The sequence below is a fragment of the Peribacillus sp. NPDC097284 genome (assembly GCF_044761765.1).
In the GTDB taxonomy this organism is placed as follows: domain Bacteria; phylum Bacillota; class Bacilli; order Bacillales; family DSM-1321; genus Peribacillus.
The window spans coordinates 263095-277671 of sequence record NZ_JBIWCZ010000003.1; the positions used below are offsets into that span (position 1 = coordinate 263095).

The window sequence follows — 14577 nt, forward strand, 5'->3', positions numbered from 1 at the left end:
AAAGAGTGTTGGCTTTTTTTGCAGAACGGAATAAACGTGGAAAAGCAGGAAAATTCACTGGGGATTTTCCTGCTTTTTTTATACATGAGATTTTTGAGAAGAAGGCGAATATTTTCTCATTGGTTTTTTAGCGATAACATCCTTTAAATAAGGAAGGCCTAATGGATTTGATTTTTGCAACAATTGCATTAAGTATGAAATGTCATCCATGGCTCGATGTGTTTGAAAGTTAGTGATGTCATGGGCTTGAAGCAGGGTTAATAGTTTACTATTTAGGAAACCATATTGTTTCCAAGGGACATTTCGCATTGTACAAAACCACTTATGATCATTGATTTCCGGATACATCTGGTAGAGAAAACTGCGGTCAAAGGAGGCGTTATGGGCGAAAATGGAATCGGCACGGTTTATATATGATTTGATTTTTTCATCATGAAAACTTTTCCCCTCTACAGAACTATAGGATATTCCATGAACTCTGTATGCTTGACCGTAATTCCGTTTTGCTTGATATGAGAGTGGTTCTCTTAAAAATGAATCTTGTTCAATTAGACTTAAAATATTTCCAGTCTCGCTGTTATAGGTGAAAAGGATTAAAGCGAGTTCGATAATTTCATCCGATCCCGGTCGCAATCCTGTCGTCTCAACATCCAGAACTAAACCTACTCTATTAGACAATTACTTTTCCTCCAATGTATACTACTATCTGAAATTTTTTATTTAGCGAACGGAGTATAATATCAGCCGTTAAAGACTAGTATAATATAAAAGTTTAAAAAAAGATGCAAACAATGAAAGGAGCCATCTATACATTCAGGGGGATTTTTATTAAAGCCAAAGGGTAAAGAAAAAAATGCAGCGAATAAGCTGCATTTTTTCTTATTTTCCGATGAATTGCTGCGTCCAATAACGGCTGTAGGTTCCGCCTTGAACATATCCAACTCCAATATGCGTATAATTCCCATTCAAAATGTTGGCTTTATGTCCGGGACTATTCATCCATGATTTCATCACTGCAGATGCACTTGTTTGGCCAGCTGCAATATTTTCCCCTGCATATGTATAACCAATACCAAAGGACTTCATCATGTCGAAAGGGGAACCATAGGTAGGACTTGTATGGCTGAAGTAATGATTGTCACGCATATCCCCTGATTTTGTTTTTGCAACATTTGAGAGCTCTTGATCCAATTCCAAGTCTTTCAGTCCAGCTTTTGAACGTTCAGAATTTACTAGGTCAAGAACTTGTTGTTCAACTGAAGAGTTACTTTCGTGGGTTGTTTCATTTTTGGTGGTGGGTATGGAGATAGCCTGGCCAATTTTAATTTGATTAGGATCATCTAAAATAGGATTCGCCATAAGCAAATCGGAAAGGCTGATACTATGTTCAGTAGCAATCTTCGTTAAAGTATCTCCATTATTCACTGTATAGGAATTGGACCCTAAAGCCACAGTTGGGAAAAGTAGCGATAAAGTTAGTACAGACGGTAAAATTATTATCTTCATTGAACTTCCTCCTTTTACAAAATTCAGTAATGAAAATCTAGTATGCTATAAAATTAGGATAACGTAAACTGGTTAATTTTTGAAAAGGGGAAAACCAGGATGAAAGAATTAGCTCTATCTAAAAAGAAAGTAGGTACATACTATCTTGATTTGGATGGCGTAATGGTATAGCTAGTCCATTGTCTCCGTATGATATCCATCAATATTTGTTCGGAAAGAATTATTTTTTTGTTTGCATTTTACCATGATAAGGGTAAAGAAGGATTAGTTTATAAGACTCTATTGTATAGATATAGAACTAAAACAAGTACAAATCGTACATTAATAGGAAGGTGAAGGTAAGGATGGATTTGAAATCCGGAAAGTTATATTGGAATGAGACTTACCATGAAGAAATGAAATATCCAATATTGGAAGAAGACATTATGTGTGACGTTTGCATAGTGGGATCTGGTTCGTCCGGAGCACATTGTGCTTATTTTTTCGCTGAGACGGGACTTAATGTGGTTCTTGTAGATAAGAGGGACTTAAGTACAGGCAGTACGGTGGCTAACACGGGTCTTTTACAATATTCAAATGATAAATCCTTAACTTCTCTGATTCATAGTTTTGGAGAAGAAGCTGGTACTCGACATGTCCAGCTCTGCTTGGAAGCCATACGTACGCTTGAAAAAAAGGTTGTCCCAAGCTTAGCTGATGACTCAGACTTTAAGATTAGAAAGAGTTTGTATTATGCTTCTAATCCAGAGGATGTTTCTATGTTGAAAGAAGAGTATCAGAACCTTCAAAACCGCAACTTTCCAGTAGAATATTATTCGGAAAACGAAATAGGAAAACATTTTTCCTTTTTTAAAGCAGGGGCGCTTGTCACAGGGAATGACGCCGAAATAAATCCCTATAAGCATGCTCATTTATTACTGAAAAAGGCTTATCAACAAGGTGTGCGTATATTTTCCAATACGAAAATCAATGGAAAAATCTTAAAAGATGATCATACGGAGTTAATCACCGATACAGGTCATTCTATCCGTGCACATCATGTTATTTTTGCCACAGGCTATGAAGCCCAAGAAGAAGTGAATGATCCGAATGCTATGATTCTCAGTTCCTATGCCATTGCAACGAATCAGATTGCGAATCTTGCCAAATGGGATGAAGGAATGATGATTTGGGAAACGGCAAGGCCTTATTTATATGCAAGGAAAACGGTTGATAACCGGATCATCATAGGTGGATTAGACGAAAGGACAACCTATTCCGAGAAGAGAGATTCAAAAATCATACATAAGCGGGATGAATTGTTGAGTCAACTTGTCTGTTTATTCCCAGAATTGGAGGGCGTGGTCCAAGCAGATTATTATTGGGGTGCATTCTTTGGTGAGTCACATGATGGTTTACCAACCATTGGGATCTATCCGAATTACCCTAACTGCTATTTCTTAATGGGGTATGGTGGAAATGGTACAGTTTATAGTGTCATTCTCTCACAAATCATTAGAGATTTGATAACAAAGAATTGCCATCCCGATTCAAACCTATACTTAAAGGAAAGGTCTCTTATGAAAGGAACTATCGGTTAAACAGGAAACACGCCCTAGAGTATAGAATAATAGAGGAAAGGATGATTACTGGGGGTAAAAGGAATGAAGTTTCCTGAATTAGAGACGGATAGGCTGTATTTGATAGAAATAGGTAAGCAGCATGCAGAAAGTCTGTTTGATATCCTTTCAAGGGAAGAGGTAACCCGGTATGGGGGCATTGAAACATTGCTTCGCTTAGAAGAGTCACAGAGGATTATTCATTCTTTTAGAAGCTCATACATTAATGAAAGAGGAATCCAATGGGGAATGGTCTTAAAAGATACAGGAAGGTTCATTGGGACGGTAGGTTTAAATCATTTGAATAAGTCTAATAAAAGGGCAGAAATAGGTTACGAAGTTCACCCTGATTATCGGCGAAAGTACTATACGTGGGAAGCGGTCAGAGAAGTATTGAGATTCTCTTTTCATGAACTTGAGTTGCATCGCATTGCCGCGATGGCTTTTCCGCATAACATGCCTTCGACTAACTTATTGAAAAAAGTTGGATTTCAGGAAGAAGGAACGCTTAGAAATTATCTATATTTTAATAAAGAATCTCAAGATGTCCGGATCTTTTCGTTATTGAATAGTGAATATAGTGCATTGAATTCTGGCTCATTGCCCCCCGCTTTCTATAGGGACTGAAACAGAGAGTTTTGTTTAGTGCATCAGAGAAAATGCCCAATCATGGGCTTTTTTTGTGCCTGATATGTGAACATTTATAGATGAACGTCCAAAGTTCCATCCATTCATCGTTTTGTTAGAATCATAAACCATCCAGCCATTTGAAACCAGATTATCCGGGAACTTAGTCCACTTTTAAAGCTGTATATATTTAAAAATGTAGTATAAGGGGTACAAAATAGATTATTTAATTTTGTAATATTTTGAAGGGTTTAGCAAATTATGGTCGAATATAATAATATTATCCTTTTGCGAGGTTTGAAAGGAAGGTGGTTTTAAGCTATTAAACTGCTGTTTTTTGGGTTTTCCGAGGAAAAGGGCAAAACGAGTGTAATCGGTTTGCTGACTAAGTGTAATGATGAACGCTAAACTTCTAACTAATCCTCGCAGAAAATTTCCGGAATGAAATAAGCCGGCAGTTGATAGAGTAGAAATGGGAGGGGCCTGAGCTTGGGTGACTCCACAATTAAATCGTACAGAGGGGGAAAACATTTGAAAAAGTCTAAATTTTCAGTACTATCATTGTTTTTAGCCATGATACTGGTACTGGCCGCGTGTAATGGAGGATCGAAGGAAACTTCGAAAGAAAAAGAGGAAGGCACTAATAAATCCACTGAACCAAAGGTGTTAAATCTGAATAACTCATCCGAACCTGGATCACTACACCCTGCTAAAGCACAAGGAACTCATGATTCTTGGATTCTAAATCATACCTTCGAGGGGTTGACTAAGAAGACCGAGGAAGGCGAAATCGTTCCAGCAGTTGCAGAATCATGGGAGACTAGTGAAGATGGCAAAACTTTGACATTTAAATTAAAAGATGGTTTAAAGTGGTCGAATGGAGATCCCATTACCGCCAATGACTTTGAATATGCATGGAAATATGCTTTGAATCCTGACACTGCGGCTGACTATGCTTACCAACTTTATTATCTTAAAGGGGGAGAAGCGTACAACGCGAAAAAAGGCAAGGAAGAGGATGTTGGTGTAAAGGCTGCGGATGATCTTACATTAGAAGTTACATTAGAAGAGCCTACTCCATATTTCTTGGACTTAACATCATTCTATGCATTTTTCCCAATCAATAAAAAAGTCCAAGAAGAAAATCCTGAATGGGCTCAAGAGGGAGAGACGCATGTTTCGAACGGACCATTCAAATTAACAGAATGGAAACATAAAGAGAGCATTAAAATCGAGAAGAACGAAAATTATTATGATAAAGATCAAGTTAAATTGGATGCTGTAAATTTCGCTCTAATTGAAGACGAAAATACAGCATGGCAAATGTATGAGAATGGTGAACTTGACCTGGCATATCCATTACCAGTGGACAAACAAGGCCAGCTGGTTAACTCTGGAGATAAAGAATTCCAAAATGGTCCAGAACTTGCCGTTTACTATTACAACTTAAATACTAAAGTGAAACCATTCAATAATATTAAAGTCAGAAAAGCTTTATCCATGGCCATTGACCGTAAAATGATCACGGATAATGTTACTCAAGGTGGCCAACAGCCAGCCTATGGTATCGTTCCTCCTGGTATTCCTGATGCCACTGGTGATTTCCAGGAAAATACAGGCAACCTTTTTGAAGAAAATGTAGATGAAGCTAAAAAGTTATTAAAAGAGGGCCTTGCAGAAGAGGGTATGAAAAAAATGCCTGATTTCTCCATTTTATTTAACACATTAGATGCCCATAAGAAAATTGCCGAAGCTGTACAAGAAATGTGGCGTAAAAATTTAGGTGTTGAAGTCAAATTGGAAAATGCTGAATTCCAGGTTAAATTAGACCGTGAAAAAGCGGGAGATTTCCAAATTTCACGTGCTGGCTGGGTTGGTGATTATGTCGATCCAATGACATTCATGCTTTGGGAGACTGATGGCGCTTATAATGATGCCGATTGGTCTAACAAGGAATACGACAAGTATCTTAAGGAATCAAAAACTGCATTGAAACCGGAAGATCGCATGCCTATTCTACACAAGGCTGAAAAAGTATTAATTGATGAAATGCCGATTATCCCGATTTACTTCTATACTAAACCATACATGGTTAAATCGAATGTTACAGGAATTTATGCACCAATCAACGAATATCCAAACTTTATTTACGCAGACAAAAAATAAAGGCACGATAGTGATGGGAGGTATGTCCTTATTCGGACATACCCCATTTTTCAGTTGAAAATTTCATGAATTCATTTCTGCTTTAAACTTCTATGAAAACGAGAATTGAGGTGATTACCATGTTGAGATATACGATGAATCGATTAAAATGGGCAATTATAACTTTATGGGCGGTCATTACAATCACTTTTATCATTATGCATTCCATACCAGGAAATCCTTTTGCTAAAGAAGGGACAATGCCTCCTGCAGTATATGAAAATCTACAAGCCCATTATGGATTAGACAAACCACTATTAGCCCAATATGGGAATTATTTATTGGAAGTGCTTCGGTTTGATTTTGGTCCTTCCTTAAAATCTTCATCCATTTCCGTGAATGACTATATTGTGAACGGGTTCCCAGTATCTTTACATTTAGGTGCGCAAGCGTTGGCCATTGCCGTTTTCTTTGGTCTGATTCTAGGTGTAGTGGCTTCCTTATATCGAAATAAAATACCTGATTATCTATCAATGATCATTGCGATTGTTGGTATATCAGTGCCGAACTTTATCTTAGCTACAGTGCTGATTAATTATCTCGCTATAGAATTCAAAGTGTTTCCAGTTGCTACATGGGCGACTTGGAAACATACGATTTTACCTTCTATCGCCCTGTCCATGATGCCACTGGCCTTTATTGCAAGGTTAATGCGGACGAGCATGCTGGAAGTCATGGGTCAGGACTACATATTGACCGCTAAGGCCAAAGGCTTGAAAAGAAGTAGCATTATTATCAAACATGCGATTCGAAATGCCATCTTACCTGTCATTACGATTCTTGGCATTTTGACGGCCAACATTGTAACGGGAAGTTTCATTATTGAGCGCATTTTTGGAATTCCGGGGATGGGAGAGATGTTTGTAAAAGGAATCTTCAATCGGGATTACCCGGTTATTCTTGGTTCCACAATAGTGTATAGTGCAGTGCTTGTCATATTGATTTTCATAGTGGATGTAGCCTATACGTTGATTGACCCGAGAATTAAAGTGACGGGGGAGAGTAAATAATGGCAGAAAAAGTGCATTTAACCGAAGAAATGTTCTCGCCCGCAGAAGATAATTTTAAGGAAGCGGAAAAAATATCAAGGCCAACCATATCATTTTGGTCTGATGTATGGCGAAGGTTTAAGCAAAATAAGCTGGCCATGGCAGGTTTTGTTCTTATTGTCCTATTAGTGTTTATGGCTATTTTCGGGCCCTACATGAATGGATATTCATATTACGAACAAGATTTTGCAAAAAAGAATCTTAGACCAAACGCTGAACATTGGTTCGGTACGGATACAGCCGGAAGAGATTTATTTACGAGAGCCTGGTATGGGGCGAGGATATCCTTATTTATAGGATTGATGGCTGCTCTTATCGATTTTATAATCGGTGTCATTTATGGTGGGATTTCAGCTATACGTGGTGGGCGCACGGATAATTTAATGATGCGGTTTGCCGAAGTCATCTATGCCATTCCATATTTACTGATGGTCATTCTAATGATGGTAGTTTTAGATCCTGGTATATTACCAATTATCATCGCAATGACGATCACAGGCTGGATCCCAATGGCTCGATTGGTCCGGGGCCAGGTATTACAGCTAAAGGAAAATGAATATGTCCATGCAGCCACTATCTCTGGTGCCAATACGAATTGGACATTAAGGAAACATATGATTCCCAATACAATGGGACCTATTTCAGTAAATTTAACATTGACCGTTCCTACTGCAATTTTTGCCGAGGCGACGTTGAGCTTTTTAGGTCTAGGTGTGCCAGCTCCTCAAGCTAGTTGGGGTACCCTTACAAGTGATGCTTTGGGAAGTATTTTAGTCGGTAATTTCTATCAGCTTTTAATCCCAGCCATCCTTATTTCGGTGACGATGTTTGCCTTCAATGTAGTGGGTGATGGGCTTCAGGATGCACTGGATCCAAAGCTTAGAAAATAATAGAGTCCTAATCATAAAGATATTGAAACTAGAATAGGAGGGACGTTAATGGGGAAATTGTTAGAGGTCAATGATCTGCACATCACCTTCCATACGTATGCGGGTAAAGTGCAGGCTGTCCGAGGTGTGGACTTCCAGGTGGAAAAAGGGGAAGCCATTGGGATTGTAGGAGAGTCTGGGTGCGGAAAAAGCGTAACGGCGAAGTCCATAATGAAATTATTGGAAACACCACCGGCGCAGTATGAAAAAGGATCGATACTATTTAATGGAAAAGATCTCGTTAAAGCCAATGAAAAGGAAATGCAGAAAATTCGAGGCAATGATATCAGTATGATATTTCAAGATCCGATGACTTCGCTTAACCCGACAACCAAGATAGGCACTCAAATCATGGAGTCTATTTTAAAACATAAAGAAATCTCTCGTAAAGATGCATATGAAAGGGCCTTAGATACTTTAAAGTTGGTGGGCATCCCACAACCGGAAAAAAGGATGCAACAATATCCGCATGAGTTTTCGGGGGGGATGCGTCAGCGGGCAATGATTGCGATAGCCCTGGCCTGTGATCCACAATTATTAATTGCTGACGAGCCAACAACTGCATTGGATGTAACGATTCAAGCACAAATCTTAGAACTTATGAAAGATATTCAGCGAAGGATGGATACTTCTATTATCCTTATAACACATGATTTAGGTGTTGTTGCAGAAACCTGCGATCGCGTAATTGTAATGTATGCGGGCACGGTTGTGGAGACTGGAACGGTAGAAGCGATATTTGCAAATCCACAGCATCCCTATACAAAGGGTCTTCTCAAAACCGTGCCAAGGCTAGATATGGAAAAAACGGATCCGTTGATTCCAATCATTGGGTCTCCTCCCGATTTATTAGATCCACCAAAGGGCTGCCCCTTTTATCCAAGATGTGAATATGCAATGAAAGTATGCAAAGACCATAACCCGGAACTTGAAGAGGTGGAAGTGGGACAGACGGCAGCATGCTGGCTTCATCATCCGATGGCAAAAGCAACAAGAGATCAATCTACGACTACGGTATAAAGGAGGAGAGTCATGGTTTCATTGAAAAATGAGTCATTAAAAGAAAAAGATCTCAGCAAAAGATCTCGTCTTGTTGAAATAAAAAATTTGAAGAAGTATTTTCCTATCGGTTCCGATTCGTTGAAAGCTGTTGATGGACTGGACCTTACGATATTTGAGGGGGAGACTGTTGGTCTAGTTGGGGAGAGCGGCTGTGGTAAATCCACGGCAGGACGTACAATCACACGACTATATGAGCCGACAGATGGAGAAGTCCTTTTTCAAGGGAAAAATATTTTTGATTATAAACAGGGGGAAATGTCGAAAGTCCGTCGAGAAATCCAAATGATTTTCCAAGATCCGTATGCATCGCTAAACCCTCGTATGAAAGTAGAGGAACTAATAGGAGAACCTCTTGCCATTCATGGGATTTTAAAAGGAAAAGAAAAAAAGAAGAGAGTAGAAGACTTGCTAAAGCTGGTTGGTCTAAATCCTGAACATATCAGTCGGTTCCCACATGAATTCAGTGGCGGACAACGTCAGCGAATCGGGATTGCAAGGGCGTTAGCGCTAAATCCAAAATTCATTGTGTGTGATGAACCCATATCAGCTCTTGATGTATCCATCCAAGCCCAAGTAGTAAATTTACTCAAAGAATTGCAGAAGGAGATGGGGTTGACCTATTTATTCATCGCTCACGATTTATCAATGGTAAAGTATATCTCAGACCGTATTTTAGTTATGTACTTAGGTAGGATGATGGAACTTTCGGATAGTGATTCTCTTACTAAGGATCCGCTACATCCTTATACACAAGCATTACTATCTGCTGTACCCATTCCAGATCCTACAGTTAAAAGGGAGCGGATTGTTTTGAAAGGTGATGTACCTAGTCCAATCAATCCACCGAGTGGGTGTGTATTCCGTACACGTTGCCCAAAAGCCATGGAAGTGTGTTCCAGTGCCATACCAGAATGGAAAGAACAAAAGCCAGGGCACTTCGTTGCTTGCCATTTATACTGGTGAATCAAATAGCAAGACCGGTTGGCCTTTGTGCAACTGGTCTTTTTTACATCCAAGGGATGAATCTCAACTAAATAGACAGAAAAGATTAAGGACTCTTATACTTAATTCTATCTTTTGGGAAATCAAACATATAAAATGTTATTATATGTAAAAATATTATTCGGTGTCTTTATGCTCTGTGAGATAAGGAGGAATAAAAGTGTATTCTACAATAAAAGCTGAAATTGTTGATCATGTTATGATCATTACACTCAATCGCCCTGAAAGAATGAATGCTTTTAATGAAAAAATGTGTCAAGAGCTGATTCAAGTCTTTGATAAAGCGGATGAAAATGATGAAGTACGGGCGATTATAATGACCGGTGCCGGAAAAGGGTATTGTTCTGGTATGGATTTGGAAAAAGGCGTGGAAACATTTATGGACCATACTCCTTTAGTGGAATATCGAGATGCTGGTGGGGTCTTGTCATTACGAATATTTGATATGAAAAAACCAATTATTGCCGCAATTAATGGTTCTGCTATCGGGATTGGAATCACTATGACTTTACCGATGGATATCCGGCTTGCTTCATCTGATGCGGAAATGAGCTTTGATTTTGCAAAGCGGGGAATTACGATGGAGGCCTGTAGTGGATGGTTCCTGCCAAGACTCGTGGGCATGGGTAAGGCAACTGAATGGGTGTTTACCGGTAGAATGATTTCCGCACGAGAAGCGTATGAAGCAAGATTAGTAAACGAAGTTGTCGAGCCTGATCAGTTGATGGCTACAGCCATGAAAATTGCCAATGAGATAGCGGTAAATACCTCTTCTATTTCTGTTACATTATCTAGGCAACTAATGTGGACGATGCTGGGGGCCAATCATCCCCATGAATCACATAAAATTGAATCTAAGATGCTCCATTGGACTGGGAAGCAAGCGGATGCACAAGAAGGGATTGGAGCTTATCTGGAAAATCGGAAAGCAAAATTTACGATGAAGAGCAGTACGGATATGCCACCGTTCTATCCATGGGGTGTCGAATGAATAGGAGCAATTTCGATAATATAATGAAGTAAACAGGCTTGTTATTGTACTTTTCGGAATAATTAGGGTTTCCGTTCTTAGTGTGTTATACTTTGGTTACCATTTACTAAACTTGTTTCGTGTACCCCATCAATTTGATGGGGTTTTTTTGATTTCTATAAAAAACAACAACAAAAATGGACTCTACGAGTAGAGTCCATTATATATGATGGATATTATTATGCTTTTTGAACGTTAGTAGCTTGGGGTCCACGTTGACCTTGCTCAACTTCAAAAGTAACTGATTGACCTTCGTCTAATGATTTGAAGCCTTCGCTTTGAATAGCTGAGAAATGTACGAATACATCGTCTCCGTTTTCGCGTTCGATGAAGCCGAATCCTTTTTCTGCGTTAAACCATTTTACTTTACCTTGTTCCATTTTTGTTGCCTCCTAGTGTGAATCCACACATTGTGTTACTACCCTTGCTCAATTTTCAGAAGGAAAGTGTTTCACTTATCAATCTTCAAGAACAAAAATAATTCTTTTTAAGAATAACAGATACTGTCGGATTTTGCAATGGATATAGTATTGATCCTTTTATTTACATGGTAAATCCCGTCAATAACCTTTTTTATAATTTAATAAATTGATTTCAGGGCTTTCACCAGAAAGGAAGTTCTTTAAATTCGGTATAAAGATTTCTTCAATTAGACGTTGATCGTAAAATTCAGTATTTCCTGAAGTGTGTGGAGTCATGATGACATTATCCATCTCCCATAATCGGCTAGTTTCTGGAAGTGGTTCAGTTTCAAATACATCAAGCCCCGCACCGGCAATCTGATGAGCGTCAAGGGCTTGTATCAATTCGGTTTCAATTACGATTGGGCCACGACCAACATTAATGAAGAAAGCAGAGGACTTCATCGAGTTGAACTCATCTGTGCCGAACATATTCCTTGTTTTAGAGGTTAGAGGTAAAGTGACGATTACGTAATCACATTTAGGAAGAACATCTTGTAATTGGTCCTGTTTGAACATTTCATCCACGAATTCTTCTGGCCTACCTGACTGGCGAACTCCGATGACCGTCATCCCGAAGGCTTTGGCAATCTTCGCCGTTTCTTTACCAATTTTCCCAACCCCTATGATTCCGATAGTCTTATTGTGAATTTCCTGTTTCATATGAGCGTGATGCCAGTTTTTTTTCTGTTGTTGTTTAACATACGTATCAATTTTTCTAGTGAAAGCAAGGAGTAAGCCGAAAATAGTTTCAGAAATAGGGTAGGCATGAACTCCATTTGCCGTCGTAATCTGAACATGATCTTTTTCAAGGATATCCAGTGGCAAAGCATTTACTCCTGCACTCCATGTCTGTACCCATTTTAAATTTTTTCCTTCCCCTTGTATAATGGGTTGCTTCATTTCTGCTTTCCAACCTGCAATTATTTCAGCTTCATGAATATGATTCTTCCATATCGCTGGATTTCTCCCTATTATAATATTCCACTCCGGAATCAACTCTTTAATTTGATTCAGCAACTGTTCATTCAAGTCCTGGCTTATAATGATTTTCCGCTTATTCATTTAAACCCTCCCATCTAATTCACTTTTCTGAATTATACGTAAACTTCTTTGGGAATACAATGATAGTGCCTTTTATAGGCTATTTATATGTGAGGGAAATTTGAAGAGGAGATAAAAACTTTGATATTCACCATGATGGTTTATCACGGCGAACAAAATGTTTAAATATTCAATCGTTTACTTTACAAAACGTCTAATGTAAAAAATCCGTTTAAAAAATATAATGAAAACAAGAAATATCTTTCGGATGGAATCAGAGGTCAAGAATGAAAAAGTGGGATCCAGCAACCGTAAAGAAAAAAGCGATTTATGGCTAAATACTCATACGAAATAGGGGTCGAAACATATCAGGTTCGACCTTTCTTTATAGAATAGAAAGGGGTGCAGAGGATTATGCAAGTTAAAAAAGAATTGAAGGATTTACAACAAATGGACGAAAAGTATATTTGGCATAATATGAAAGGTGCTGGACCAAATCCAGGAACGATGGTAGTTGAAAAAGGTAAAGGGGCTTGGATTACTGATATTGATGGAAATCGTTATCTGGATGGAATGTCTGGTTTATGGTGTGTCAATGTAGGATATGGAAGGGAAGAACTTGCTGAAGCAGCTTATGAACAGTTAAAGGAACTTCCCTATTCTCCTTTAACGAATAGTCATATTCCAGCTATTAAACTGGCAGAAAAATTGAATGATTGGCTCGGCGGTGATTATGTAATTTTCTTTTCCAACAGCGGTTCAGAAGCGAATGAAGCAGCATTTAAGATTGCAAGGCAGTATCATCAGCAAAAAGGGGAACATGGCCGTTATAAATTCATTTCTCGTTACAGGTCCTATCATGGGAATACAATGGGGGCGTTGGCAGCAACAGGTCAGGCACAGAGAAAATATAAATACGAACCGCTTGCTCCAGGTTTTCTTCATGTGACGCCTCCTGATTCATATCGAAATCCAGAGGACGAAAGTGGAGAGAAAAGTGCCTCTGAAATTGAACGTGCCATCACATGGGAATTGAGTGAAACTGTTGCTGCAGTTATTATGGAACCAATCATTACAGGTGGAGGTATTCTTATGCCTCCAGAGGGGTATATGAAGAAGGTTAAAGATATTTGCGATAAAAATGGCGTTTTGCTGATTTCAGATGAGGTGATTTGTGGTTTTGGTCGTACGGGTAAGAAGTTCGGTTTTATGAATTATGATGTACAGCCGGATATCATTACGATGGCAAAAGGGATTACAAGTGCCTATCTTCCTTTATCCGCAACGGCTGTCAAACGGGAAATATATGAGGCATATGTAGGTACAGAAGATTATGACCGTTTTCGGCATGTAAATACATTCGGTGGTAACCCTGCTTCTTGCGCACTCGCCTTAAAAAATATGGAAATCTATGAAAAAGAAAATTTGATTGAACGCTCGAAAGAACTAGGCCTTCGCCTTTTGCAGGATTTAGATGAAATGAAATCCCACCCTAATGTTGGTGACGTACGTGGTAAAGGCTTGTTAGTCGGAATTGAACTTGTAGAAGATAAGCAAACGAAAAAACCGATTGAATTATCCAAAATCAATAAAATTATTGCTTCTTGCAAGGAAAATGGATTGATCATCGGAAAAAATGGCGATACGGTAGCAGGTTTTAATAATGTATTGACACTAGCACCCCCGTTAAGTATCACCGAAGAGGATTATTCTTTCATCGTAACAACCTTAAAGCGAACTTTAGCTGAGTTTTAAAGATAGAAACGGAAATGTATTAAGGCGGAACAGAAGATATCTCATTCTGTTCTTTCTTTTTGTTTATTAGCCATTGGAAATGATATACTATAAAAAATATTTTGTTTAAGGGTGCTTAGCGTTAAGTTAGCTCTCTTGTAAAGTAAAGAGATACAGGCCATTTTTCTTTATTAAATTGATAGTTTGATAGCACTTCATTTGAATGGAAGGGGCTATCAACTTTTTTGGTTTAAAAAAATGGTCTTTTTGGTACATAATAAAAGTATGTAGACAAGAACTAGAAAAATGATTAACTCTCAAAAGAGGTGT

The 14577-nt window shown here is 38.6% G+C and carries 13 protein-coding genes; 9 read left to right on the top strand and 4 right to left on the bottom strand.

Annotated features, from left to right (window positions below):
- Positions 1–78: 78 nt before the first annotated feature.
- A complete protein-coding gene (locus tag ACIQXU_RS09285) occupies positions 79–678 on the bottom strand; it encodes an exonuclease domain-containing protein (RefSeq protein ID WP_402868676.1) in 600 nt (199 codons plus the stop codon).
- Between the two features lie 201 nt (positions 679–879).
- Entirely contained in the window at positions 880–1506 is a 627-nt protein-coding gene (locus ACIQXU_RS09290) for a CAP domain-containing protein (RefSeq protein ID WP_402958731.1), read from the bottom strand.
- 344 nt (positions 1507–1850) lie between these two features.
- Between ACIQXU_RS09290 and ACIQXU_RS09295 the strand changes: the two genes are divergently transcribed.
- From ACIQXU_RS09295 to ACIQXU_RS09330, 8 genes are all read left to right on the top strand, one after another.
- Positions 1851–3086, top strand: a complete 1236-nt coding sequence (locus ACIQXU_RS09295) for an NAD(P)/FAD-dependent oxidoreductase (RefSeq protein WP_402988493.1) — start codon at positions 1851–1853, stop codon at positions 3084–3086.
- A gap of 63 nt (positions 3087–3149) precedes the next feature.
- Positions 3150–3731: a GNAT family N-acetyltransferase gene (locus ACIQXU_RS09300; protein WP_402868670.1), complete on the top strand. Its 582-nt coding sequence runs from the start codon at positions 3150–3152 to the stop codon at positions 3729–3731.
- Positions 3732–4262: 531 nt separating this feature from the next.
- Positions 4263–5897 (top strand): peptide ABC transporter substrate-binding protein, encoded by a 1635-nt coding sequence (locus ACIQXU_RS09305; RefSeq protein ID WP_402988495.1) that lies wholly within the window; start codon positions 4263–4265, stop codon positions 5895–5897.
- A 119-nt stretch (positions 5898–6016) separates the two neighbouring features.
- Entirely contained in the window at positions 6017–6946 is a 930-nt protein-coding gene (locus ACIQXU_RS09310; RefSeq protein ID WP_402869855.1) for an ABC transporter permease, read from the top strand.
- A complete protein-coding gene (locus tag ACIQXU_RS09315; protein ID WP_402988497.1) occupies positions 6946–7875 on the top strand; it encodes an ABC transporter permease in 930 nt (309 codons plus the stop codon). The genes ACIQXU_RS09310 and ACIQXU_RS09315 overlap by 1 nt, the downstream gene beginning before the upstream one ends.
- 48 nt (positions 7876–7923) lie before the next feature.
- Entirely contained in the window at positions 7924–8934 is a 1011-nt protein-coding gene (locus ACIQXU_RS09320) for an ABC transporter ATP-binding protein (protein WP_402868665.1), read from the top strand.
- A 12-nt stretch (positions 8935–8946) separates the two neighbouring features.
- Positions 8947–9939 carry an ABC transporter ATP-binding protein gene (locus ACIQXU_RS09325; RefSeq protein ID WP_402868663.1) on the top strand — a complete coding sequence of 331 codons (993 nt, stop codon included), beginning with the start codon at positions 8947–8949 and terminating at the stop codon, positions 9937–9939.
- 199 nt (positions 9940–10138) lie between these two features.
- Positions 10139–10969 carry an enoyl-CoA hydratase-related protein gene (locus ACIQXU_RS09330; RefSeq protein ID WP_402868662.1) on the top strand — a complete coding sequence of 277 codons (831 nt, stop codon included), beginning with the start codon at positions 10139–10141 and terminating at the stop codon, positions 10967–10969.
- 218 nt (positions 10970–11187) lie between these two features.
- On the opposite strand, the gene ACIQXU_RS09335 is transcribed toward ACIQXU_RS09330, so the two are convergent.
- Positions 11188–11388: a cold-shock protein gene (locus ACIQXU_RS09335; protein WP_071349777.1), complete on the bottom strand. Its 201-nt coding sequence runs from the start codon at positions 11386–11388 to the stop codon at positions 11188–11190.
- Between the two features lie 180 nt (positions 11389–11568).
- Positions 11569–12534, bottom strand: coding sequence for a D-2-hydroxyacid dehydrogenase (locus ACIQXU_RS09340; RefSeq protein WP_402958739.1), 966 nt, complete (start codon positions 12532–12534; stop codon positions 11569–11571).
- A gap of 393 nt (positions 12535–12927) precedes the next feature.
- Between ACIQXU_RS09340 and ACIQXU_RS09345 the strand changes: the two genes are divergently transcribed.
- Complete coding sequence (locus ACIQXU_RS09345; RefSeq protein ID WP_402868657.1) at positions 12928–14268, top strand: aspartate aminotransferase family protein; 1341 nt, start codon at positions 12928–12930, stop codon at positions 14266–14268.
- Positions 14269–14577 lie beyond the last annotated feature (309 nt).